Consider the following 22,174-nt stretch of genomic DNA (forward strand, 5'->3'; position numbering starts at 1 on the left):
TTTTCATAATCTATTGTACTGCCGGAGTAACGGCATCTAACAGTTCATCCTCCATACCAAAATATTTTAAAGCGAAGCCGAAAGCAATTACGGATAATATAACGCCAACCAAAAATATGGTATAGGTCCAACGTAGCAATCTATACTTGTGCTGAAGTACTTTTCCTAAATAGTAAAGATCCATGGTCAAGGAGTCATATATTGACTCTTTATTTTTTATTATGTTCCTTATTTTTGATTTAAAATCTGAAAGATCCATTGAATGAAAGTTGCCAAAAAATAAAAAATTGGTATCCTTTTTCTTTATATCATCTTCCATAAGATTAGCGTTATCCACTTTGGGTCTGGTTGCTAAAACGGACATAATCATAGAAGCAATACTAAACAATATAAAGATTACTGTTGGGTAAATTAAATATGAATTGGAGGGCGCATCCAACTTGGGCAAAAGATTGGCCAATAACAATGAAATGATAATAGCATTGACCGATAGTAAAATATTTGCTTTTGTATCTGCTATATCACTTAATTTAATATGGTTTCTTAATTCAATACGGTAAAGGGATTGTATAGCACGTTGAGGACTTTCATCTTTCAATTTTGCCTTTAGCGTCTCTTTTTTATAATTCTTTTCCGCTTTTTGGATGGAAGAAATTAAGGAAAGCATATTATCTTCCTTTTTTTCCTGCCAATTTTCCTTGGCATAATCCGTATAGAACGTATGCTGAACCCTAAGTTTTTCCACATATTCCATTCGCCATGTATGCAGATCGGGAACTTTTTTCTCAAAATTTTGAAGTTCTAAACGCAGTAATTGTAAAAGTTCCTCAAAAACATTAGAAGCATAAAAATAGGTATTGATATCCTTAACCAATGCTTCCTCATTAGTTGTAGGATGTTCATTGGACCAAGCTTTTTCAATAAGCTTACCAACTTGATCTATTTCTTCTTCCGCAACTTCTTCTTGCCTTAAAAAATCTACGGCCAATTGCACACTTTCTGTAATGTGCCCATCATAATCTTTAGCGTATCCTGCATTTAAAAAATAAATTGCGACCAATACAAGATTTTGATCTATTTGGGTGTTATCCTCCTCTAAAATCAATTCCGCTTTTTTCACCAACTTATTGGTATACCCTTGACTATGAAAAAGAAAATTTTTATTCAATTGTTCCGCTAACAAAATTTTTACATATTTGGCCGCTTTTTTTACATGGGTAGAATTCATACTTGTGGTATTTACCTTATTTCTTGATTATGACTTTTAATGTTTTGATTTATTATCTTTTATTGTTATCGTTCCCCGAACAACTGAAACAGGCCAATTGGGTGTCATTCAACTTTAAATCCTCTGAGCCGTTTAATGGTTCGGTTACTGGTTCTGCGGAAGCAACAACATCATAAAATTCCTTGGCATAGGTTACCAAATCATTCCTTCTTTGCTTTATTTTACCAATCAAATTATCGGCATCCAATTCACGAATTTCTTTAGGCCATACCGCAAATGCCTTGGTAATTTCCTTATCTGATAATAATACTTGCAGTTCCCTAGCTTCCACCTTAAAAATATTTTTATCAAAATCTTTCATAAAATAAATATCAAAGGGAGAAACCAAACCTTTTAAAAAATCGATATCACTTTCAAATGATTGAACCTCCGGCAGAAATGTATTATTGGAAATTAATGTGGGGAGTACACCCTCAAGATTAAAAAACGCATTATCTCGATCACAGGGCATGGGAATTGCTACCTTCATCTCTGAACTATCCTTGATTGCCCAACCCCACTGTTTGGAATGGCGGTCCCAATCACCAATAAGCAGATCGAACAACCTGGCCCTTACCAAGGCGGTATGATCAATAATTACATTTTTATTTTTCTCAAATTTAAGTTCTTGCAGATCCTCAGTGTCAAGCAATGTCCTTACCGCATTTAATCCTAACCATTGTGCGTTTCCTTCTGTCTCATATTCCAATAGAAATAAACGGTTACCGAATTTCTCGTTATAATTGCCCAAAAAGTCCTGTTCAGGAACAAAGACCAACTGTGGTCTGGTATTTAATATTTTTGCCGCATCAGCTAATTTGGCGACTACCAAGGCTGCATAAGGATGTTGTGCAGAAATACCATCCACCACTATATTTTCCAATCCAAGTGATTCTGCCACTTTAGGAATTAATGGCGAGGGATCTTTACTAACACTTCTAAGGGTAAGCAATGTACCATCTGCTGTTTTCAGCTTTAAGGAATGTGTCTGGTGACCTCCACCCTCTTCTAAAATATGTACCCCGTCAAGTAAGGTATCCAAAAAGACGATAGGTACTTTTACTGGAGTTGACCACGCTTTTCTATATTGCTCTCCTTGCATTATGTTCTTTATAGTATTGCCTTCATAAAGTGTGCTGGCCGCAACCAAAACAGAATCAAATTCCCTAAAATTGATTTGTTTCATTTCTTCACGACCAACAATTTCACAAGTGTCGAAGGTTTTAGAAGTACTTGAAAGCGACCAATAACTGAAACCCACAAAAAGTGCTATCACAATAATTACAGCTAAAAGAACTTTTTTTCCCATTTCTACAGTTAGATTCCCATACTGTAAGATTACCTATTTTTTGAACGAACTTAGTTTGCTATAAATTTTTATTTTAACCTTAAACAATAATTTTAAAAGGATATTATAGGTTTTATAGGGTATTGCCGAAAGTTATCGTTACACTAAAAATCCGGTATAAAAAAAGGGGTAAACAACGGCCTTGGCCATGTTTACCCCAAATTTTCTGATTTAAATTTTTTATTTACTTAAATACATTTTACGCCTTGCGTAAAGATTGTAAAACTCATCGTCCTTAAGACTATCTATAAATAATATACTTTCACCTGTACTCTTCATTTCAGGCCCCAAATTCTTATTGACATTAGGGAATTTATTGAAGGAGAATACCGGTTGTTTAATTGCAAAACCTTCCAATTGCGGATTAAATGTGAAATCCTTGACCTTTTTTTCACCCAACATTACCTTGGTAGCGTAATTTACATAAGGTTCCTTATACGCTTTTGCTATAAACGGCACCGTACGTGATGCTCTTGGATTGGCTTCAATAATGTAGACTACCTCATCCTTGATAGCAAATTGTATATTGATTAGACCTACTGTATTCAATGCCAATGCAATTTTCTTGGTATGATCCTTTATCTGCTGCATTACCAATTCCCCTAAGTTAAAAGGTGGCAATGTAGCATTGGAATCCCCGGAATGTATACCGCAAGGCTCAATATGCTCCATAATACCAATAATGTAAACATCTTCCCCATCACAAATGGCATCTGCCTCTGCTTCTATTGCACCGTCTAGATAATGGTCAAGCAATAATTTATTATTTGGTATTTTGCGAAGAAGGTCCACAACATGCTCTTCCAATTCCTCTTTGTTGATTACAATTTTCATTCCCTGACCACCTAATACGTAAGAGGGTCTTACCAATAATGGAAAATCCAATTCTTCTGAAAGGGTCAATGCTTCATCTGCCGTTTCTGCTACCCCAAATTTTGGAAAAGGAATATCATTTTCTTTTAACAGCTCTGAGAAGCTTCCCCTATCCTCTGCCAAATCTAGCGATTCAAAACTAGTGCCTATGATCTTAATACCATATTTGGATAATTTCTCCGCCAATTTCAATGCGGTTTGACCACCTAACTGAACAATTACACCTTCTGGTTTTTCATGACGGATGATATCATAAATATGTTCCCAGAATACAGGCTCAAAATATAGCTTGTCCGCAGTATCAAAATCTGTAGAAACCGTTTCTGGATTACAATTGATCATTATAGTCTCATAACCACATTCTGCCGCGGCCAAAACACCATGTACACAACAGTAATCGAATTCTATACCCTGACCAATACGGTTAGGTCCCGAACCTAGAACTACAATTTTCTTTTTATCGGTAACTATACTATCATTCTCCACATAACGGGCACCTTCAGCAGTTTCAATTTCTGCTTCAAAAGTAGAATAGTAATACGGTGTCATTGCTTTAAATTCTGCGGCACAGGTATCTACCAGTTTATACACCCTGTTGATGTTCAGTTCGGTACGTTTGTTATAAACTTCGCTTTCATAACAATCCAACATATGGGCAATTTGTCTATCGGCAAAGCCTTTTTGCTTGGCCTCTAACAACAAATCCTTAGATAAAGTTGCAATGGTGTATTTGGATATTTCCTTTTCCAAGAAATGAAGCTCCTCATATTGCTTTAGGAACCACATATCTATTTTGGTGATTTCATGAATCCTACTCAACGGAATTCCTATTTGAATGGCGTCATAGATCACAAAAACACGGTCCCAACTTGGAATGGTCAATTTACTGATGATCTGCTCATAATTTTTATAGCCTTTACCATCCGCTCCCAATCCATTTCGTTTTATTTCCAGGGATTGAGTTGCTTTATGCAAGGCCTCTTGAAATGAACGCCCAATACCCATAACTTCCCCTACGGATTTCATCTGAAGCCCTAAAGTCCTGTCCGAACCTTCAAACTTATCAAAATTCCAACGAGGTATTTTTACGATGACATAATCCAAAGTTGGCTCAAACAATGCCGATGTAGACTTTGTAATCTGATTATCCAATTCATCAAGCGTATAACCTATTGCCAATTTAGTTGCAACCTTTGCTATAGGATACCCAGTAGCTTTGGATGCCAATGCCGATGACCTTGATACACGTGGGTTAATCTCAATTGCTATAATATCTTCTTTCTCATCTGGACTAACGGCAAACTGCACATTACACCCTCCTTCAAAATCTCCAATACTGCGCATCATATGAATGGCCATATCACGCATTTTTTGGTATGTTTTATCAGATAGGGTCATTGCCGGCGCCACGGTTATGGAATCTCCGGTATGAATACCCATTGGGTCCATATTTTCTATAGCACAGATAATTACGACGTTATCGTTCTTGTCCCTTAATAGTTCCAGCTCATATTCTTTCCACCCCATCAAGGCCTTATCGATCATTACCTCATGAATAGGTGAAATCTCCAGACCATAACTCAACTGTTCGTCAAAATCCTCTGCCTTATAAACAATGGAAGCTCCCGCACCGCCAAGTGTATATGAAGCCCTAATTACCAATGGAAATCCAAATTCCTGGGCAATTTCCTTTCCTTGCAAGAATGAGGTTGCCGTTGCTTGTGGTGCCATGCCTACACCAATTTTCAGCATAAGTTCCCTAAACTGCTCCCTATCTTCGGTTATATTGATTGCATCGATATCCACACCGATCAACTCTACTCCAAAATCTTCCCAAATACCCTTTTTATCGGCCTCTATACAAAGATTCAATGCTGTTTGACCTCCCATGGTGGGCAAAACCGCATCAATTTGTGGATGGGCCTTTAAAATTTCAACAATAGATTTTGTGGTCAATGGTTTTAAGTATACATGATCCGCCATAGAGGGATCCGTCATAATGGTTGCCGGGTTACTATTAATTAAGATAGTCTCTATACCATCTTCTCGTAATGAACGCAAAGACTGACTACCGGCATAATCAAATTCACATGCTTGGCCTATTACAATTGGGCCTGATCCTATTAATAAAATTGAGTTTAAATCTTTTCTTTTCGGCATTTTTGAAATATATATTTTGGGAATTGGTCAAAAAAAAGGTGTTACTTTCAGAAAAGTAACACCTAAATATTTTAAAAACTATACAATCATTATTTTTTATGTCTTGTTTCAGAGGAAACAGTCAATTTCTTTCTTCCTTTTGCTCTTCGTCTAGCAAGAACCTTTCTACCGTTTACGGAAGCCATACGCTCACGAAAACCATGTTTGTTCTTTCTCTTTCTCTTTGACGGCTGATATGTTCTTTTTTGTCCGGGCATCTCTTAAACCTTTTCTATTATTTGATATTTTACAGAATCCTCTGTGAAACTGGGCGCAAATATACAAAGAGTTTTTTCTTTGGCAAGTGCTTATGAAAAAAATATTTTTATAATTCCGTACGGCTGAAAACAATGCTTTTGACTAATTTTGCCAGAATTAAACTTTAGTAGTGCCGTTGCCTATATTTTATTGGACTTACATGTACATACCATAGTATAGGCCAACAACCAATTAGATAAAAACAAACCTAAAACATGTTCAATAAAAATTTAAAATTAGTCATAGCCGGACTCATCATTGCATTTGCCATTTATCAATTTATAGAAGGATATATAGGTAATGGTATAAGCCTTCTGTTGTTATCCACTATTTTTATCTTCCTTTATTTCAGAAATGAAATCATTCTTTTGGCATTTATGCGCATGAGAAAACAAGATTTGGAAGGAACTAAGAAATGGCTCGATAAAATTAAAAACCCAGAAGCGGCATTGACCGTAAAACAACAGGGATATTTTAATTACCTACATGGCATTATATTCTCACAGACCAATCTTACCCAAGCGGAAAAATATTTTAAGAAAGCCCTAAAACTTGGCCTGACCATGGATTATGATGTAGCCATGGCCAAACTAAGCCTTGCCGGTATAGCCATGCAAAAAAGACGTAAAAGAGAGGCAACTACGTTACTGAACGAAGCTAAAAAATTGGACAAAAACAATATGTTGACCGATCAGATTAAGATGATGCAACAACAAATGAAAAAAATCTAGTTCTTTTACTTAGCCATTACATAGTATCCTTTGTTAGGAATTTCTATAGTATATTTTTTACCGGAGGCATTATTTAAATGGGGTTCCCTTAACCAAGGATTGTGGCGCTTTAAAATTTTGTAATTGATTTCGTATTCCTGTGCAAAGTCGGCAAAATCACTTACAGGTGTATCTACCTCTACCGTAAAGGTCGGTACTGCGGTATACATATCATCCTTATCTATATGAAATCCATATTTCTCAGGATTGGAAAGTATTTCCTTAATGGCCATAATCCTAAATACATACCTACCGGTTTCGCTACCCAATAAAAGATCCCAATACGTATCTACCTGTTGAATCTTTAAATATTTGTTCACGGCCCCAGGGCCTGCATTATATGCTGCCGCTGTCAATGCCCAACTACCATACCTCTCCTTCCATTTTTTTAAATATTTACAGGCAACTTCCGTGGACTTTTCCAAATGATAGCGTTCATCTACGTTAGCGTTAACCTCAAGACCGTATTCCCTACCAGTATCCCTCATTATTTGCCAAAATCCTGTTGCACCTGCGGGTGAAACCACATTGGTAAGACCACTTTCCGCAACTGCCAAATATTTAAAATCATCTGGAATACCATTTTTAGCCAATATTGGTTCTATGATCGGAAAATATTTGTTCGCCCTTTTCATTAACAATAAGGCATTGGACTGCCAATAGGTATTGACCAAAAATTCCCTATCCACACGCTCCATAATTTCTGGATCTTGCTGTGGTACCACCTCGCCGGCAAAATTTAAGTCCTCCGGAATATCTATAGACGAGATTCTATACTCAGATGCTACATTAATTTGTACACTATCATTGGCAACCACTGTAGCGTTTAAATTATTTACACTAGTAGATTGTACGGCAAAAATTAAAGTTCCCGCTACAAAAACGACACCCAAAAGCATCAATATATTTTTTATGACTTTCATATATGACAATTTAAAATTTTTCAACCTTAATAGGTTTCTACCAAAGGTATATATAGAACTTTCTTATTCCAAAATAATTGCAGGCAAGTTCTCATTAAACCATTTTGCGCGATGTATTATCATCGTATGCGTACCGTTGGGAACCGTAATACAATCCTTTATTTTGGTTATGGGAAATACCATATCCTTTTCTCCGTGAATATGTATTAGATTATTGGGCAACGCACTTTGTTTCCAATGAACCATTTTGTCAATACACCAATCTATATAGTTTGTATCTCTAACGGACATATAACGCTTATACAAGTCCAACCTTTTGACCACTGGTTCACCAAATGCATATTTGGCCAGAAATTCAACATTATTCACCAATCTGGTAGGTAAAATTTTATGAACACCAGTATAACGGGCAAAATTCATCTTATTGGGCATTTCTTGGGTCAACTTAATGCTTGATATTATAATTACTTTTTTTACCTCTATAAATTTCGACATTTCCTGCACCAATAGCCCTCCCAAAGAAACCCCGAGCAATACACTGTTCCCATGTTCTATCTTTTGGCACATCTGTTCTGCATAGTTTGTAAACGTACAGTTGTGCGGAGGTATATCCCATTCTAAAAAATGCATCTTAAAATGCGTGTTGGGCAATTTTATATATTCAAATATAGCTGAACTAGCAGCCATACCGGGCATACAATAAACATGTATTAAATTATCGTTCATACGCATCAAACCATGTAAAAGATAGGAAATTAGGGATTTTTTAACTACTTTTGGTACAGAGTGTGAAAATCACCTATAACGATATAGGAAAAATTACGTACAGCATTTCAACAACAATAAATTACGATAGGAGAACGTCGTAATTTTTTTGTCTAGTACCAATACAAAAATAATCTATATGAACGATGTTATCATTAAGGACAATTCTTTTTTGCGCCAATTTGAAACGACCGTAAACGGTCATCTTGCCAGAATAGAATATTCTTCTCAAGAACGCAAAGTATTTCTTACCAAATTAGTTGTTCCCGAAGAAATTACCGAAGAAGGTTTTAAAGAAAATTTCATCAAAGCCGTTCTTAGCACCATACAGGAAAAAAATCTAAGAGTGGTACCTACCAGCCCGCACATTGCAGGATTTTTAAGAAAGAATCGATTACAGTATAAAGAAATGCTTCCTATCGGTATTCGAATTTAAGACATGTAAAAAGCCTTTCCGTTGGAAAGGCTTTTTTTTATACTTCTATACTTTGTTTTATAAATTCAAATCTCACTAAACCATCATTGGCTATTTCGGTCAATCTTACCTCATGCAAGGTATTTACCAAGTCCGGGTCCCAAGGTGACTTTACCTTAACGTAGTTTTCCGTAAAGCCATGGATATACCCTTCTTTATTTTCCCCTTCAAACAAAACCGTCAGTTCGTTTCCTAATTGGCTTTCATAAAACGCCCTTCTCTTTTTTACGGAAAGCCCACGTAACATTTTGCTTCGCTTACTCCTTACCTTTTTTGGAACAACACCTTCCATATTTGCAGCGGGAGTATTGTCCCTTTCAGAATAAGTAAACACATGTAAATAAGAAATATCCAAATTATTTAGATAATGATAGGTCTCCAAAAAATGTTCTTCTGTCTCACCTGGAAAACCAACAATGACATCTACACCAATACAACAATTTGGCATGATAGTCTTTATGCGTTCAACACGCTCAGTATACAGTTTGGTCATATACCTGCGCTTCATCAATTTTAATAACCTATCGCTACCACTTTGCAGAGGAATATGAAAATGAGGTACAAAGGTATTGCTCCGGGCAACAAAATCTATGGTTTCATCCTTAAGTAGGTTAGGCTCTATAGAAGAAATGCGTAACCTATGGATGCCCGATACGTTGTCCAACGCCTGAACCAAGTCTAGAAAAGTATGTTCATGTCTTTTGTTCCCAAATTCACCTTTACCATAATCACCTATATTTACCCCTGTCAAGACAATTTCCTTAATTCCCTGTGCAGAGATATCTTTGGCATTCTGCAATACATTTTGCAAAGTGTCACTTCTAGAAATACCACGTGCTAACGGTATAGTACAATAGGTACACTTATAATCGCAACCATCCTGCACCTTTAAAAAGGCTCTTGTACGGTCACCAATGGCATAACTACCTACGTAAAAATCAGCGTCCGCAATTTCACACGAATGAATTTCACCATGGTCATTCTTGGTCAAATCATTAATGTAATCCGTAATCTTGAACTTTTCCGTGGCACCAAGTACTAAATCTACCCCATCTACATCTGCCAATTCTTCTGGTTTTAACTGGGCATAGCACCCAACCGCAGCAATAAAGGCATCTTCATTATTTTTTTGTGCCTGTTTAACAATGGTCTTGAATTTTTTATCCGCATTGTCCGTAACCGAACAGGTATTGATTACGTACATATCTGCCCTTTCGGTAAAATCTACACGCTCAAATCCTTCATCGGTAAAATTTCGGGCAATGGTAGATGTTTCCGAAAAATTCAATTTACATCCTAACGTATAAAAAGCTACCTTTTTTTTCATCCTACTATTTCTTACAAGGTGCAAAAATACTTAAAGTTTATTGGAGCCACCAAGAACCAAAGTACCTCATAATATACTCACTGCTTAATACTTTCTCCATTTTTTGGTAATCTCGAACACATGCCTTAAAATATCCGCCTCTATTTCGTTGAATTCCACACCCCTTCTTGCCATCATTACCTTAGCTACATCAAATGCCTTTTCTGGCTGATAGGAAGAAAATCCAGAAGCGCCTCCCCAACTAAAGCTAGGGACAAAATTTCTAGGAAATCCCGGGACGTAGATATTACTGTTTACCCCAATAACCGTACCCGTATTGAACATGGTGTTAATGGCCGTTTTACTATGGTCCCCCATCATGAGCCCGCAAAATTGCAGACCGGTCTGTTCAAAACTTTCCGTAGCATAATTCCATAAACGCACTTTTGCATAATTGTTCTTCAGGTTAGAGTTATTGGAATCCGCACCTATATTACACCATTCTCCCAATACCGCATTACCTAAATACCCTTCATGCCCTTTACTGGAGTAGCCAAAAATTACCGAATTGCTTACTTCACCACAAACTTTACTATAGGGACCAATGGTAGTCGCCCCATAAAGCTTGCCTCCCATTTTAATGATAGCGTGGTCACACAATGCCAAACCTCCCCTAATAAGACTACCTTCCCATATTTCTGAATTCCTACCTAAATATATTGGTCCGTCAGTGGCATTTAATATACTATATTCCACTTTTGCCCCTTCTTCCAAAAACACCCGCTCAGGATGTATTACCTGATTGGTCTTGGGTATAGGGCAACTTGTTCTGCCTTTGGTCAAAAAATCAAAATCTGACTGTAAAATAGTGGCATTTTTCTCAAAAATATCCCATGTATTGTTTATTTGCTCTATTGTCTGATCAAACACAATTTGCTCAAAAACAGAAAGTTGTGCATTATCCTTAACACTTGCACTACAATAGGCCACCACCATATCATCTTTCATGAGTACTTGTTCCATTTTTAAAGAATCAATTGCCTTTAACAATGCGTTTGACGGTAAGATGGATGCATCAATAAACACATTCTCGCTCTCTTTGTGCAATGGAAACTTAGCCCTTAAATAATCCTCGGTCAAGGACGTAACCCCAACTTTTAAGTAAGCCGCCCAGCGTTCACGCATCGTCATAATACCAACCCTAATTTCAGCAACCGGACGTGTAAAGGTAAACGGCAATAAATGATCCCTACGTGGACCATCAAAGAGAATATAATTCATACAAGATGATTTTTAACAAAATTAATAAATATCCGCAGAGGTACTATATTTTATGGTTAAGTGTTCCTAAAACCAAGTTGAATGCAAAAAGAAACGCCCTCGAACAAATTCGAGGGCGCTATATTCTAGTATATAAGAAAAATTAATTGTACACCAATTTCTACTCTTCTTTCTTTTCTTCCTTAGCAAATTTCTTGTACTTGTTCTTAAACTTATCGATACGACCTGCGGTATCCAAAAATTTAGCCTTACCAGTGTAAAACGGATGTGATGTTCTTGAAATTTCCAATTTGACCAAAGGATATTCAACACCTTCAACCTCTAAAGTCTCTTTTGTTTCAGCTGTTGATTTCGTTAAAAATACTTCATCATTAGACATGTCCTTAAAGGCCACTATCCTGTAATTTTCTGGGTGTATATCTTTTTTCATTTTAAAAACTTTATTGCGCCCATTCCGACGGGCACTCATTTTAAGGCTGCAAATTTAGTGAAAAACTCCAAAGTAACAATTAGAAACAACAAAAAATATAAAAAAATAAATTGCAGACTTATGTAACATTGTCATACATTACCATACCAATATAGAAATCAACCTTTAAAAATAAAAATCATGGAAGAAAACCAACCAAAAACTGGCAAGTTTGCCTTGAATTATGGGCTAGTTACTGGAATAATCGGAGTTATATTCGGCATCATGCTCTATATCATGGACATGCATTATGAGCAAGGAGCGGCCGTACAAATTACACAGACCTTAATTCTTGCCGCAGGTATTGTTATGGCAATCATACAATTTAAAAAGACCGGCAACGGACTTTTATCAATATCTGAAGCTTTAAAAATTGGTGCAGGTGTAGCTCTAATTGCTGCAATTGTAGGATTATTATATTTCTTTTTACTTTCCAATGTCATAGAACCTGACTATTTAGATAAAGTATACGAAATAGGTAAAGTAAAAGCTATGGCAGACAACCCCAGCCTTACCGAAGAACAAATTGATCAAGGTATAGAGATGCAAAAAGGGTTTGCATGGGTCATGTATCCTATAGGTCTTATAATTAATGTTGTAATTGGCCTGATCATTGGCCTAATCACCGGTCTTATTCTAAAAAAAGAAGAAGCGGCTTATTAATACCTAAGTAATTGTAGTATTTTTGGGGGCAATACCAGAAGTAGCACATGCAATTATCTATTGTAATTCCATTACTTAACGAAGAAGAATCACTTAAGGAACTTCATGATTGGATTGTATCCGTAATGCAATCCAATCATTTTTCTTATGAACTACTTTTTGTGGACGATGGCAGCACGGACGGTTCCTGGAATGTCATCAACCAACTTTCACAGAAAAACCCATTTGTCAAAGGAATCCATTTCCAAAGAAACTTTGGCAAATCACAAGCCTTGCACGCCGGTTTCAAGGCGGTTACAGGTGATGTAATTATCACTATGGATGCAGACCTACAGGATAATCCAGAAGAAATACCCCAGTTATACCAAATGATAACCGAACAAGGTTATGAGCTGGTATCCGGTTGGAAAAAGAAACGTTATGATTCTATAATCTTCAAAAATACCCCATCTAAATTATTCAATTGGGCCGCCAGAAGAACATCTGGAGTTCGTCTTCATGATTTTAACTGCGGCTTAAAGGCCTATGCCAAGGATGTGGTCAAAAACATTGAAGTTTCTGGAGAAATGCACAGGTATATCCCCGTATTGGCAAAAAATGCGGGTTTCTCAAAAATTGGGGAAAAAGTAGTTCAACACCAAGCCCGCAAATACGGCAGCACTAAATTTGGTATGGAAAGATTTATAAACGGTTTTTTAGATTTATTGACCATTTGGTTCGTATCAAGATTTGGAAAACGGCCCATGCATTTGTTCGGTGCCCTTGGTGTACTTATGTTCTTTATTGGCTTTTCTTTTGCCATTTATTTAGGTATCGATAAATTATTCATAAATCCGTTTGGAAGATTGATTACGGATCGGCCTCAATTCTATATTTCATTGGTTGCCATGATTATTGGTACTCAGCTATTCTTGGCAGGGTTTCTTGGTGAAATATTGATCAGGTCTAAAAAAGGGGAAAACAGATATATTGTATCCGAAGAAATTAACACGTCGCTTTCTGATAACTAAAATTCTCATTAACTTAATAGCATATAAACAACAACCATATGGATAATATCCTTGACACGGCCAAAACATGGCTGACCGATTTTTTTGATCCTGCAGTCAAAAAAGAAATTGAACACCTGATCGCCAATGATCAAGAGGAACTGAACGACCGTTTTTACAAAAATATGGAGTTTGGTACAGGTGGCATGAGGGGCGTAATGGGCGTAGGTACCAATAGAATAAATAAATACACCTTGGGCAAAAGTACACAAGGACTTAGTAATTACCTGAATAAAGTCTATACAGGTGAGGAAATCAAGGTCGTAATAGCTTTTGATTGCCGTAATAATAGCGATACTCTGGCAAGAACCGTCGCAGAAGTGTTTTCTGCCAATGGTATCAAGGTTTTTCTATTTTCAGAATTACGGACCACCCCAGAACTTTCATTTGCCGTAAGGTATTTAGACTGCCATGCCGGTATAGTTTTAACGGCATCCCATAACCCACCGGAATATAATGGATATAAGGTTTACTGGACGGATGGCGGACAAATTGTACCACCACAGGACGGAGAAATTATAGCGGAAATCAACGCCCTTGGTTTTGAAGATATCAAATTCACTGCCAACAATGCGCTTATCCAAGTTATCGACAAAGAAGTTGATGATGCCTTTATTCAACAATCGGTTCAGGCCGGTAGTTTCAATGCAGATGGCAAAGATGATTTTAAAATTGTGTTTACCTCATTGCACGGAACCTCTATCACCGCAATACCGGAAGTATTAAAACAAGGTGGGTATGATAACGTTACGATTATAGAAGAACAAGCAAAACCAGATGGTAATTTTCCCACGGTGAAATCCCCTAACCCAGAGGAGTCAGAAGCACTTTCCATGGCCGTAAAAAAAGCTAAAGAAATTGGTGCGGACATGGTTGTAGGTACTGATCCAGATAGTGACCGTTTAGGTATTGCCGTGCGTAATCTTGAAGGTGAAATGGAAATTGTTAACGGAAACCAAGCTATGGTTTTAATGACAAAATTCCTTCTTGAAAAAAGAAAGGAAAAAGGCTTTAAAGGAAATGAATTTATTGCCACAACCATTGTATCTACCCCAATGATGGAGGCTATGGCTAAAGCTTACGGAGTAGAGTTCAAAACATCACTTACTGGTTTTAAATGGATCGGCAAAATGATCAAAGACTTCCCTGAATCTGATTTTATTGGCGGAGGCGAAGAAAGCTTTGGATATATGGTAGGTGATTTTGTACGTGATAAAGATGCGGTTACCTCTACCCTATTGGCATGTGAAATAGCCAGTCAGGCAAAAGCTAATGGCAGTTCTTTCTATAAAGACCTAATTCAATGTTATGTTGATTATGGCTTCTATAAAGAGCATCTAGTTTCCATTACCAAAAAAGGAATCAGTGGTGCCGAGGAAATTAAGCAGATGCTTAAGGATTTTAAAGAAAACCCAGTGGAATCAGTTGCTGGCTCCAAGGTTAAATGGATCGAAGATTACAACACATCAATCGCAAAAAATGTATTGACCGGTGAAGAAAAGGCCATTGTTATACCAAAATCCAACGTATTAATATACGAAACCGAGGATGGTACCAGAATTGCCGCAAGGCCTAGCGGTACGGAACCTAAGGTTAAATTTTACATCAGCACGAATACAAAATTGGAGAAGACTGAAGATTACAAAAAAGTATCGGCAGAACTTGATCAGAAAATCAAGAATATTCTTTCTGAGCTTAACTTAGGTTAATGAACTATTTTAAAAAGATCCTTCGCTTTGCGAAGCCTTACAGGATATACGCACTACTGAACATTATTTCCAATATTTTTTATGCACTGTTTTCAACATTGGCAATGATATCCTTATTTCCAATGTTGAACGTGCTTTTTAAGCAAACAGAGAAAATATATACCAAACCAGAATGGACAGGTATTTCTAATTTAAAAGATTATGTAACCGACACTTTAAACTTTTTTGTTACGGAACAAAGCGAACAAAGTGATCCTGGGGAGGTGCTCATGCTTATGGTTGGGTTGATCATTACAATGTTTCTTCTTAAGAATCTTTTTAATTACTTAGCCATGTACTTCATTACATTTCTGCGCAATGGCGTTCTAAAAGATTTGAGAAACGAACTGTATGACAAAACAATAGAATTGCCCATATCCTATTATTCCGAAAAAAGAAAAGGTGATACAATTGCCCGCATTACATCAGATGTATTGGAAATTCAACATTCGTTTTTATCTATATTGGAATTAATTGTAAGAGAACCATTGACCATAATTTTTACAATTGCAGCCATGTTGGCTATTAGTCCCAAGCTAACACTATTTGTATTTTTATTTCTACCGCTCTCCGGTTTTCTAATTTCATTGATAGGAAAATCCTTAAAACGAAAATCTGACAAGGTTCAAAATGAACAAGGTTTCTTTTTATCCATCTTAGAGGAAACTCTAGGTGGGTTACGAGTCATTAAAGCATTTAATGCGGAATCTGTATTTGCCAAAAAATTCCAATCTTCCACAAAAAGGTTTTTCAATTTTTCCAATAGTCTGCTCAATAGACAAAACTTAGCATCCCCAACGAGCGAGTTTTTTGGTATAGCCGCCATAGGCGTAATTCTTTGGTATGGAGGTCAAATGGTTCTTGTAGACAAAACATTGGAAGCTGAGCTCTTTATTACGTATATGGCACTGTCCTATCAGATACTTACTCCTGCCAAATCTATAAGCAAAGCATCTTATAGTGTCAAAAAAGGTAATGCGGCGGCTGAACGTGTTTTAGAAATTTTAGAGACAGAGAACCCTATTGCAGAGATTAAAAATCCTATTGAACAAACGTCATTTGACAGTGACATAAAACTTCAGCATATTTCGTTCAAATATGAGGATGAATACGTACTTAAAAACTTTGACCTGACGGTAAAAAAAGGTACGACCGTAGCCCTTGTTGGGCAATCCGGTAGCGGTAAAAGTACCATAGCCAACCTTGTTACAAGATTTTACGATGTCAACGAAGGTGAAATAAGTATTGACGGCAACAATATTAAAAACCTGAGTAAAAAATCGCTCAGAGGTTTAATGGGACTTGTTACCCAAGACTCCATTCTGTTCAATGATACCGTAAAAAACAACATAGCGCTAGGAAAGGAAAATGCTACGGAAGAAGAGATTATGGCTGCGGCCAAAATTGCCAATGCACATGATTTTATCATGGAACTACCTAAAGGTTATGACACCAATATCGGGGACAGTGGCAACAAATTAAGTGGAGGACAAAAACAACGGCTGTCCATTTCAAGGGCTGTCTTAAAGAATCCGCCCATTATGATTTTAGACGAAGCAACATCTGCCCTGGACACTGAGAGCGAACGTTTGCTTCAGGACGCATTGGAGAAAATGATGAAGAACAGAACCTCCATAGTAATAGCCCACCGTTTATCTACCATACAAAACGCGGACAACATTGTAGTTCTGCAAAAAGGGGAAATTGTGGAACAAGGTACCCATACCCAATTGTTAGCGTTGAACGGCACTTATAAAAAATTGGTACAGATGCAATCGTTGGCATCCTAAAGGCCGCTTATATTGAACAAGCAGTAGCGAAAATTAACGTTGCCGTTAAACCTTTTTATAATTTCTTAGTCCTAATGATGAACAAACCTCAAGAACCATTGATAGCAGAGGAAACACTTGTACAGGAACTCAAGACCCAGAATACCCAGGCAAAAGCCTTTGAGGTATTGGTAAGTACGTACAAAGAACGACTCTATTGGCAGATCAGGGGCATTGTACTAAATCATGACGATGCTGATGATGTGTTGCAAAATACGTTCATTAAAATCTATAAGAATATTGATGGCTTTAAAGGTGACAGTCAACTTTTTTCATGGATGTACAGAATTGCCACCAATGAAGCTTTAAGTTTTATTAAACAAAGGGCAAAAATTCAAGGTTTGAACGATGTAGACTACCAAGAGAAGCTGGTTGCCAATTTACAAAGTGATGTTTATTTTGAAGGTAACGAAATACAGTTAAAGTTACAGAAGGCAATTGCAACATTGCCCGAAAAGCAAAAATTGGTGTTCAATATGAAATATTTTCAAGAACTAAAATATGAACAGATATCGGAAATTCTTGAGACAACCGTAGGGGGACTAAAGGCCTCTTACCACCTTGCGGTAAAAAAAGTAGAACAATTTTTAAAAGAGGATTAAACTATTTATGTATTTGATAGTCAAATAAGTATAATGAACAATAATAACAAACATCCGTTTAAAACACCAGAAGGCTATTTTGATAGTTTTCAGGATAAACTTATGGCTAAATTATCAGATGATCATGTAGCTATACCAATGGATAATGCTTTTAAGGTTCCCGATAATTATTTCGAAAACTTCAATGAAAAGCTTACTGAAAAGCTATCTGAGGAAACCAAAGTAATACCATTGTTCCCAATCAAGAAAGTAATAGCTATTGCAGCATCCGTAGCGGCTATTGCCCTTGTTTTTTTCGGTTATCAATGGAACAATGTAGAAGATGTCAATTTTAGCGATTTGGCCAATACCGATATTGAGGCCTATTTTGAAAATACGGAGTTTGACCTAACCTCTTATGAAATAGCAGAAGTGCTGCCTTTTACAGACACAGAGTATTCCAATATGTTGAGCCTACCTATTGATAATGAAAACATATTGGACTATTTAAGTGATAATATAAATGATTTTGAAGAACTTAATTTACAGGAAAATGAATAAATATATTGTAATACTATTTATGCTTTTTACCGCTTTCTCTTTTAGTCAAAATAAAAAAGATTGGGAAAAAATAAAATCCTTAAAAGTAGCCTACATTACAGAAAAATTATCCTTGGACAGTAGGGAAGCACAAGAATTTTGGCCTATATACAATGAATATGAGGAGAAAAGACATGCTTTAGGTCGTAAAGACCATAATGAAATTAGGAGCAAATTAAAGAACAGTGATGATCTTACGGAAAAGGATGCCAAAAAATTACTGGCGTTAAAAATTTCCATTGAAGAAGATGAAGAGGAACTGGACAAGGCCTTACTTTTGGAAGTCAGTAAAGTTACTTCTGCTAAGAAAGCATTGCTTTTACTAAAGGCCGAAGAGGATTTTAAACGTGATCTGATCAAACAATATCGCCATAACAAAGGTGGTAAATAGCCTATTGAAATTTAATTTTGGCAATGCGGTTCTTGCCTGCGGCGTAAGCTATGCTATCATTTTGAAACCTAAGGGTGTAAAATGACTCTTTTGAAAGTTCTCTCCAACTGTTACCCCTGTCAGATGAATAGGAGATACCGGTGAAGCCAACCGCAACTATTCCGTAACCATTGGTTCCCGGCACAAATTGTACACAACTTTTATATCCTGGCTCCATGTTGTTGGCCAATAGGTTCCAAGTTTTTCCTCCATCTACCGTAATAGCCTTATTGGCATTGGCATCATCTGGTTCAGTATAATCACCCCCAATGGCAATTCCCGTATTGGCATCGTAAAAATCTATGGAATAAATTCCTTCCGTAGGTTGGGTATTGCGGATGGGCGTACTGAATGCTTGCCATGATTTACCTTTATCCGGGAGAACAAGATTCTACCCGAAGTGGTGGCCAGCCAAATATTATCCCCAATAGTTTTGATATTGCTATTACTGGCAGCAAAAGCACCTTCACCCACAATACCTTCCGGTAGTAGGCTACAGGGTATCTTGGACCACGTATTTCCTCCATCGGCGGTTGTGATAATACTTAAGCAACCGCCTACGCTATCACCAAGTGCTATACCGTCCAAATCATTTAAAAATGTCATGGCATCATAAAAAACACCTTCTCCCTCCTCTTTGTATACCACTTGCATCTGTCCATTACCACCCGTTTTATACAATAGAGCAGGTGATTCTATGGACAACATAAAAAAATCATTAGATGTATGTGCCACAGCCCTAAAATGCGGATTTCCTTCTGGTGAAGAAATCGTATTGGCCCTTACTTTTCCAGTACCTAATTCAATAGTGCCAAAAACACCGTTATTGGCCACAAAAGCCAAACTATTACCCATAAGCTCAATAGCTCTTACACTAATAGAATCGATATAAAGGGTTTCAATTGTCGCAGATGTAAATGTCACCGGTTGTTTGCTTTCGGTACAGGAAACCAGTAAAACAATCAATAGAAGTACATAGCGCATGATATTATCGTATAAAGTTTCTCAAAAATAAATGGAATCACTTCTAAAACAATACCTTTGCACCCTAATTTTTTGAAAGACCACGGCTTAAAAGGTGCAAGCTTTTTCTCAGTGACACAATCTTTCAACCATAATAAACAATATCTCTTCTCATGAAATTACATAGAAATCTCGTGTTTGCCGTAATAGATGCCCTTAATCTCATTTTTAACGAAAATGAATATGCGGACAAGGTCGTTCAGAAAGTACTTCGTTTTGACAAACGATGGGGTGCTCGCGACCGAGGATTTATTGCCGAGACCACTTATGAAATGGTAAGGTTCAAAAGATTATATGCAGAAATTGCAGAAGTAAAAGCACCCTTCAGCAGGCCGGACCTGTTTAGAATGTGGGCCGTTTGGGCGGTTTTGAAAGGAATAAAATTGCCGGATTGGAAACAAATAGAACCCACACCGGAAAGAAGGATAAAAGGAAAATTCGACGAGCTTTCAAAAATTAGAAAATTTAGGGAAGCTATTCCAGATTGGATAGATGAACTGGGTGAAAAAGCTTTGGGCGATAAGTTGTGGACAGAAGAAATAGCCAAACTCAATGAGCCGGCTGAAGTTATTTTACGTACCAATACTTTAAAAACCAATAAGGAAACATTAAGAAAAGCATTATTGGACGAGAATATTGTAGCCGAACCTATACGTGGTTACCCAGATGCCTTAAAATTGGTTGAGCGTGCAAATGTATTTGTAACACAAGCCTTTAAAGATGGTATGTTTGAAGTACAAGATGCTTCCTCTCAGTTGGTTGCCGCATTTTTGGATGTAGAACCTGGTCAACGGGTAGTTGATACCTGTGCAGGTGCCGGTGGAAAATCATTGCATTTGGCTTCCTTGATGGAGAATAAAGGACAGCTGATTTCCATGGATATTTATGGTAGCAAGCTTAAGGAACTAAAAAGAAGGGCAAGACGTAACGGAGCACACAATATTGAAGTTAGGGAAATAGATTCTTCCAAGGTATATAAAAAATTATATGGTAGTGCAGATAGAGTGCTTATAGATGCCCCATGTACGGGATTGGGCGTTTTAAGAAGAAACCCAGACTCCAAGTGGAAAATGCAACCCGAATTTCTGGATAAAATCGTGCAAACGCAACATGAGATTATTAGAAACTATAGCAAAATCGTCAAACCTGGTGGAAAGATGGTCTATGCTACTTGTTCCATACTGCCACAGGAAAATAGTCATCAAGTACAGTCTTTCCTTAAATCTGAAGAGGGTAAGGATTTTACGTTGGTTAAAGACAAAAAAATATATGCCTCAAAAAGTGGTTATGATGGTTTCTTCATGGCTTTATTGGAAAAAAGCAATTAATTAAAAAATTCAAAATCTATAAGCAAGTTTCAATAGTAATATTCTTGGCAACAACCTATATTCAGTTGTTGTATTACCTACATCATTAATAGAGAATGTTCTAAAAGTGTTATTGTCAAATAAGTTCCTACCATCAAAAAATAACGTCAACTTATTTTTCTTTAAAACATACTTTGCGGTCACATCTAAAAAGTAGTAAGTATTTACACCTTGAAGATTGCCAAAGAAATAGCGTTCGGTTTTAACGTCTAAAGTTAACTTATCGGTAAAGGCAAAAGCTAAGTCCAAATAACTAGTGTTATTAGTGAATTTATTATTAAACGTGCTAATTTCTATTGAATTTGATAACCACTCGGTTCCTACATTGTAATTAAAAAAACCGCTAAAAGCAGATTTTAATTTTATTTGGTAACTGTTAGTTTGATTTTTAACTATCCTAAGGCCAGTATCATTAATATTATTCTGAAAATTAGATTTTGAGTACCCTAAACTAAGTTTAAGAGTAGATTTCAATTTCCTAAAATAAAAGTTTGAATATGCAGCAGCATTTAAAAATTCTCTATCCTTAATTAGTATTTTCTCCGACAATGAAAAATTTGGATCATACGAAGTATTGGTTGAGAAAAAATCATTGTTCTTCATATAATTTAGAGACAATCCCGAAAAAAAACGGCTTGAAAAGTCGCCTACTTTATAATTGAAAGAATAATTAAATGCGTTTAATTGATTAAAATCTCCTGAGCCCTTCGAAAAAAACCTAAACCCTGTAAGCGAATAATTGTTAGAGGTACTTAAAACATCAGCGTTATTTGTTGTTATACTTACCGATGTATCTATTTCATTAGATTTATTTATTTCCCAGTTAAGACCTAAGCTTGGGTTAATAAAAAATACTGATTGACTCTTGTCGTTTTCCGAAAATTCTAAATTATTGAAGAGTTGGTGAAAATCTAATTTACCTATAAACCCAATCTTATTTATTTTAAAAA

The 22,174-nt window shown here is 36.6% G+C and carries 22 protein-coding genes; 10 read left to right on the forward strand and 12 right to left on the reverse strand.

Annotated elements, in window-relative coordinates; all coding sequences use genetic code 11:
- Positions 1–10: 10 nt before the first annotated feature.
- From Q2T41_RS01570 to rpmH, 4 genes are all read right to left on the reverse strand, one after another.
- Complete coding sequence (locus tag Q2T41_RS01570; protein WP_304434554.1) at positions 11–1,228, reverse strand: Pycsar system effector family protein; 1,218 nt, start codon at positions 1,226–1,228, stop codon at positions 11–13.
- Between the two features lie 52 nt (positions 1,229–1,280).
- Entirely contained in the window at positions 1,281–2,576 is a 1,296-nt protein-coding gene (locus Q2T41_RS01575) for a hypothetical protein (RefSeq protein ID WP_304434556.1), read from the reverse strand.
- A 219-nt stretch (positions 2,577–2,795) separates the two neighbouring features.
- Positions 2,796–5,648 (reverse strand): carbamoyl-phosphate synthase large subunit, encoded by a 2,853-nt coding sequence (gene carB / locus Q2T41_RS01580; RefSeq protein ID WP_089260110.1) that lies wholly within the window; start codon positions 5,646–5,648, stop codon positions 2,796–2,798.
- Between the two features lie 89 nt (positions 5,649–5,737).
- Positions 5,738–5,905 (reverse strand): 50S ribosomal protein L34, encoded by a 168-nt coding sequence (rpmH, locus tag Q2T41_RS01585; protein ID WP_027067351.1) that lies wholly within the window; start codon positions 5,903–5,905, stop codon positions 5,738–5,740.
- A 255-nt stretch (positions 5,906–6,160) separates the two neighbouring features.
- Between rpmH and Q2T41_RS01590 the strand changes: the two genes are divergently transcribed.
- Positions 6,161–6,676, forward strand: coding sequence for a DUF2892 domain-containing protein (locus Q2T41_RS01590; protein ID WP_144800733.1), 516 nt, complete (start codon positions 6,161–6,163; stop codon positions 6,674–6,676).
- A gap of 5 nt (positions 6,677–6,681) precedes the next feature.
- Here Q2T41_RS01590 and Q2T41_RS01595 read toward each other — a convergent pair whose 3' ends face one another.
- Entirely contained in the window at positions 6,682–7,638 is a 957-nt protein-coding gene (locus tag Q2T41_RS01595; RefSeq protein ID WP_304434564.1) for a lytic transglycosylase domain-containing protein, read from the reverse strand.
- Positions 7,639–7,701: 63 nt separating this feature from the next.
- Positions 7,702–8,364, reverse strand: coding sequence for a YqiA/YcfP family alpha/beta fold hydrolase (locus tag Q2T41_RS01600; protein ID WP_304434566.1), 663 nt, complete (start codon positions 8,362–8,364; stop codon positions 7,702–7,704).
- Between the two features lie 178 nt (positions 8,365–8,542).
- Between Q2T41_RS01600 and Q2T41_RS01605 the strand changes: the two genes are divergently transcribed.
- The gene (locus Q2T41_RS01605) at positions 8,543–8,839 is read left to right on the forward strand and encodes a GNAT family N-acetyltransferase (protein ID WP_304434568.1); all 297 of its coding nucleotides are present in this window, start codon (positions 8,543–8,545) and stop codon (positions 8,837–8,839) included.
- 37 nt (positions 8,840–8,876) lie between these two features.
- Here the strand turns inward: Q2T41_RS01605 and mtaB are convergent, their stop codons facing one another.
- The 3 genes from mtaB to Q2T41_RS01620 all read right to left on the reverse strand — a co-directional run bounded on the left by mtaB (position 8,877) and on the right by Q2T41_RS01620 (position 11,895).
- A complete protein-coding gene (mtaB, locus tag Q2T41_RS01610) occupies positions 8,877–10,205 on the reverse strand; it encodes a tRNA (N(6)-L-threonylcarbamoyladenosine(37)-C(2))-methylthiotransferase MtaB (protein ID WP_304434569.1) in 1,329 nt (442 codons plus the stop codon).
- Positions 10,206–10,289: 84 nt separating this feature from the next.
- The gene (locus Q2T41_RS01615) at positions 10,290–11,465 is read right to left on the reverse strand and encodes a GlmU family protein (RefSeq protein ID WP_304434572.1); all 1,176 of its coding nucleotides are present in this window, start codon (positions 11,463–11,465) and stop codon (positions 10,290–10,292) included.
- 160 nt (positions 11,466–11,625) lie between these two features.
- Complete coding sequence (locus Q2T41_RS01620; RefSeq protein WP_089260591.1) at positions 11,626–11,895, reverse strand: type B 50S ribosomal protein L31; 270 nt, start codon at positions 11,893–11,895, stop codon at positions 11,626–11,628.
- 180 nt (positions 11,896–12,075) lie between these two features.
- On the opposite strand from Q2T41_RS01620, the gene Q2T41_RS01625 reads away from it, so the two are divergent.
- The 7 genes from Q2T41_RS01625 to Q2T41_RS01655 all read left to right on the forward strand — a co-directional run bounded on the left by Q2T41_RS01625 (position 12,076) and on the right by Q2T41_RS01655 (position 18,795).
- On the forward strand, positions 12,076–12,597 hold the full coding sequence (locus Q2T41_RS01625) for a DUF4199 domain-containing protein (RefSeq protein WP_304434575.1): 522 nt from the start codon (positions 12,076–12,078) through the stop codon (positions 12,595–12,597).
- 47 nt (positions 12,598–12,644) lie between these two features.
- Complete coding sequence (locus Q2T41_RS01630) at positions 12,645–13,607, forward strand: glycosyltransferase family 2 protein (RefSeq protein ID WP_304434577.1); 963 nt, start codon at positions 12,645–12,647, stop codon at positions 13,605–13,607.
- Positions 13,608–13,645: 38 nt separating this feature from the next.
- The gene (locus Q2T41_RS01635; protein ID WP_304434579.1) at positions 13,646–15,355 is read left to right on the forward strand and encodes a phospho-sugar mutase; all 1,710 of its coding nucleotides are present in this window, start codon (positions 13,646–13,648) and stop codon (positions 15,353–15,355) included.
- Positions 15,355–17,184 carry an ABC transporter ATP-binding protein gene (locus tag Q2T41_RS01640; RefSeq protein WP_304434580.1) on the forward strand — a complete coding sequence of 610 codons (1,830 nt, stop codon included), beginning with the start codon at positions 15,355–15,357 and terminating at the stop codon, positions 17,182–17,184. The genes Q2T41_RS01635 and Q2T41_RS01640 overlap by 1 nt, the downstream gene beginning before the upstream one ends.
- Before the next feature lie 74 nt (positions 17,185–17,258).
- Complete coding sequence (locus tag Q2T41_RS01645; protein WP_304434582.1) at positions 17,259–17,825, forward strand: RNA polymerase sigma factor; 567 nt, start codon at positions 17,259–17,261, stop codon at positions 17,823–17,825.
- A 33-nt stretch (positions 17,826–17,858) separates the two neighbouring features.
- On the forward strand, positions 17,859–18,365 hold the full coding sequence (locus Q2T41_RS01650; RefSeq protein ID WP_304434584.1) for a hypothetical protein: 507 nt from the start codon (positions 17,859–17,861) through the stop codon (positions 18,363–18,365).
- A complete protein-coding gene (locus tag Q2T41_RS01655) occupies positions 18,358–18,795 on the forward strand; it encodes a hypothetical protein (RefSeq protein ID WP_089260099.1) in 438 nt (145 codons plus the stop codon). Before Q2T41_RS01650 ends, Q2T41_RS01655 begins: the two co-directional genes overlap by 8 nt.
- Position 18,796: 1 nt before the next feature.
- On the opposite strand, the gene Q2T41_RS20710 is transcribed toward Q2T41_RS01655, so the two are convergent.
- Complete coding sequence (locus tag Q2T41_RS20710; RefSeq protein ID WP_367186809.1) at positions 18,797–19,024, reverse strand: beta propeller repeat protein; 228 nt, start codon at positions 19,022–19,024, stop codon at positions 18,797–18,799.
- 110 nt (positions 19,025–19,134) lie between these two features.
- Positions 19,135–19,818 (reverse strand): WD40/YVTN/BNR-like repeat-containing protein, encoded by a 684-nt coding sequence (locus Q2T41_RS01660; protein ID WP_367186810.1) that lies wholly within the window; start codon positions 19,816–19,818, stop codon positions 19,135–19,137.
- A 152-nt stretch (positions 19,819–19,970) separates the two neighbouring features.
- On the opposite strand from Q2T41_RS01660, the gene Q2T41_RS01665 reads away from it, so the two are divergent.
- Positions 19,971–21,185, forward strand: a complete 1,215-nt coding sequence (locus Q2T41_RS01665) for an RsmB/NOP family class I SAM-dependent RNA methyltransferase (protein ID WP_304434586.1) — start codon at positions 19,971–19,973, stop codon at positions 21,183–21,185.
- A 9-nt stretch (positions 21,186–21,194) separates the two neighbouring features.
- Here Q2T41_RS01665 and Q2T41_RS01670 read toward each other — a convergent pair whose 3' ends face one another.
- Positions 21,195–21,473, reverse strand: coding sequence for a hypothetical protein (locus Q2T41_RS01670; protein WP_304434588.1), 279 nt, complete (start codon positions 21,471–21,473; stop codon positions 21,195–21,197).
- Positions 21,474–22,174: the final 701 nt, after the last annotated feature.

This window comes from Maribacter confluentis, assembly GCF_030505015.1.
Lineage (GTDB): Bacteria > Bacteroidota > Bacteroidia > Flavobacteriales > Flavobacteriaceae > Maribacter > Maribacter sedimenticola.

Excerpts from the sequence above, each read along its gene's own strand:
- Q2T41_RS01605 (WP_304434568.1), top strand. The coding sequence starts at position 8,543 with ATGAACGATGTTATCATTAAGGACAATTCTTTTTTGCGCCAATTTGAA.
- Q2T41_RS01660 (WP_367186810.1), bottom strand. The coding sequence starts at position 19,818 with ATGCGCTATGTACTTCTATTGATTGTTTTACTGGTTTCCTGTACCGAA.
- Q2T41_RS01630 (WP_304434577.1), top strand. The coding sequence starts at position 12,645 with ATGCAATTATCTATTGTAATTCCATTACTTAACGAAGAAGAATCACTT.
- Q2T41_RS01600 (WP_304434566.1), bottom strand. The coding sequence starts at position 8,364 with ATGAACGATAATTTAATACATGTTTATTGTATGCCCGGTATGGCTGCT.
- carB (WP_089260110.1), bottom strand. The coding sequence starts at position 5,648 with ATGCCGAAAAGAAAAGATTTAAACTCAATTTTATTAATAGGATCAGGC.
- Q2T41_RS01650 (WP_304434584.1), top strand. The coding sequence starts at position 17,859 with ATGAACAATAATAACAAACATCCGTTTAAAACACCAGAAGGCTATTTT.
- Q2T41_RS01665 (WP_304434586.1), top strand. The coding sequence starts at position 19,971 with ATGAAATTACATAGAAATCTCGTGTTTGCCGTAATAGATGCCCTTAAT.
- Q2T41_RS01615 (WP_304434572.1), bottom strand. The coding sequence starts at position 11,465 with ATGAATTATATTCTCTTTGATGGTCCACGTAGGGATCATTTATTGCCG.
- Q2T41_RS01575 (WP_304434556.1), bottom strand. The coding sequence starts at position 2,576 with ATGGGAAAAAAAGTTCTTTTAGCTGTAATTATTGTGATAGCACTTTTT.
- Q2T41_RS01635 (WP_304434579.1), top strand. The coding sequence starts at position 13,646 with ATGGATAATATCCTTGACACGGCCAAAACATGGCTGACCGATTTTTTT.
- Q2T41_RS01655 (WP_089260099.1), top strand. The coding sequence starts at position 18,358 with ATGAATAAATATATTGTAATACTATTTATGCTTTTTACCGCTTTCTCT.
- rpmH (WP_027067351.1), bottom strand. The coding sequence starts at position 5,905 with ATGCCCGGACAAAAAAGAACATATCAGCCGTCAAAGAGAAAGAGAAAG.
- Q2T41_RS01625 (WP_304434575.1), top strand. The coding sequence starts at position 12,076 with ATGGAAGAAAACCAACCAAAAACTGGCAAGTTTGCCTTGAATTATGGG.
- Q2T41_RS01595 (WP_304434564.1), bottom strand. The coding sequence starts at position 7,638 with ATGAAAGTCATAAAAAATATATTGATGCTTTTGGGTGTCGTTTTTGTA.
- mtaB (WP_304434569.1), bottom strand. The coding sequence starts at position 10,205 with ATGAAAAAAAAGGTAGCTTTTTATACGTTAGGATGTAAATTGAATTTT.
- Q2T41_RS01570 (WP_304434554.1), bottom strand. The coding sequence starts at position 1,228 with ATGAATTCTACCCATGTAAAAAAAGCGGCCAAATATGTAAAAATTTTG.
- Q2T41_RS01590 (WP_144800733.1), top strand. The coding sequence starts at position 6,161 with ATGTTCAATAAAAATTTAAAATTAGTCATAGCCGGACTCATCATTGCA.
- Q2T41_RS01640 (WP_304434580.1), top strand. The coding sequence starts at position 15,355 with ATGAACTATTTTAAAAAGATCCTTCGCTTTGCGAAGCCTTACAGGATA.
- Q2T41_RS01645 (WP_304434582.1), top strand. The coding sequence starts at position 17,259 with ATGATGAACAAACCTCAAGAACCATTGATAGCAGAGGAAACACTTGTA.
- Q2T41_RS01620 (WP_089260591.1), bottom strand. The coding sequence starts at position 11,895 with ATGAAAAAAGATATACACCCAGAAAATTACAGGATAGTGGCCTTTAAG.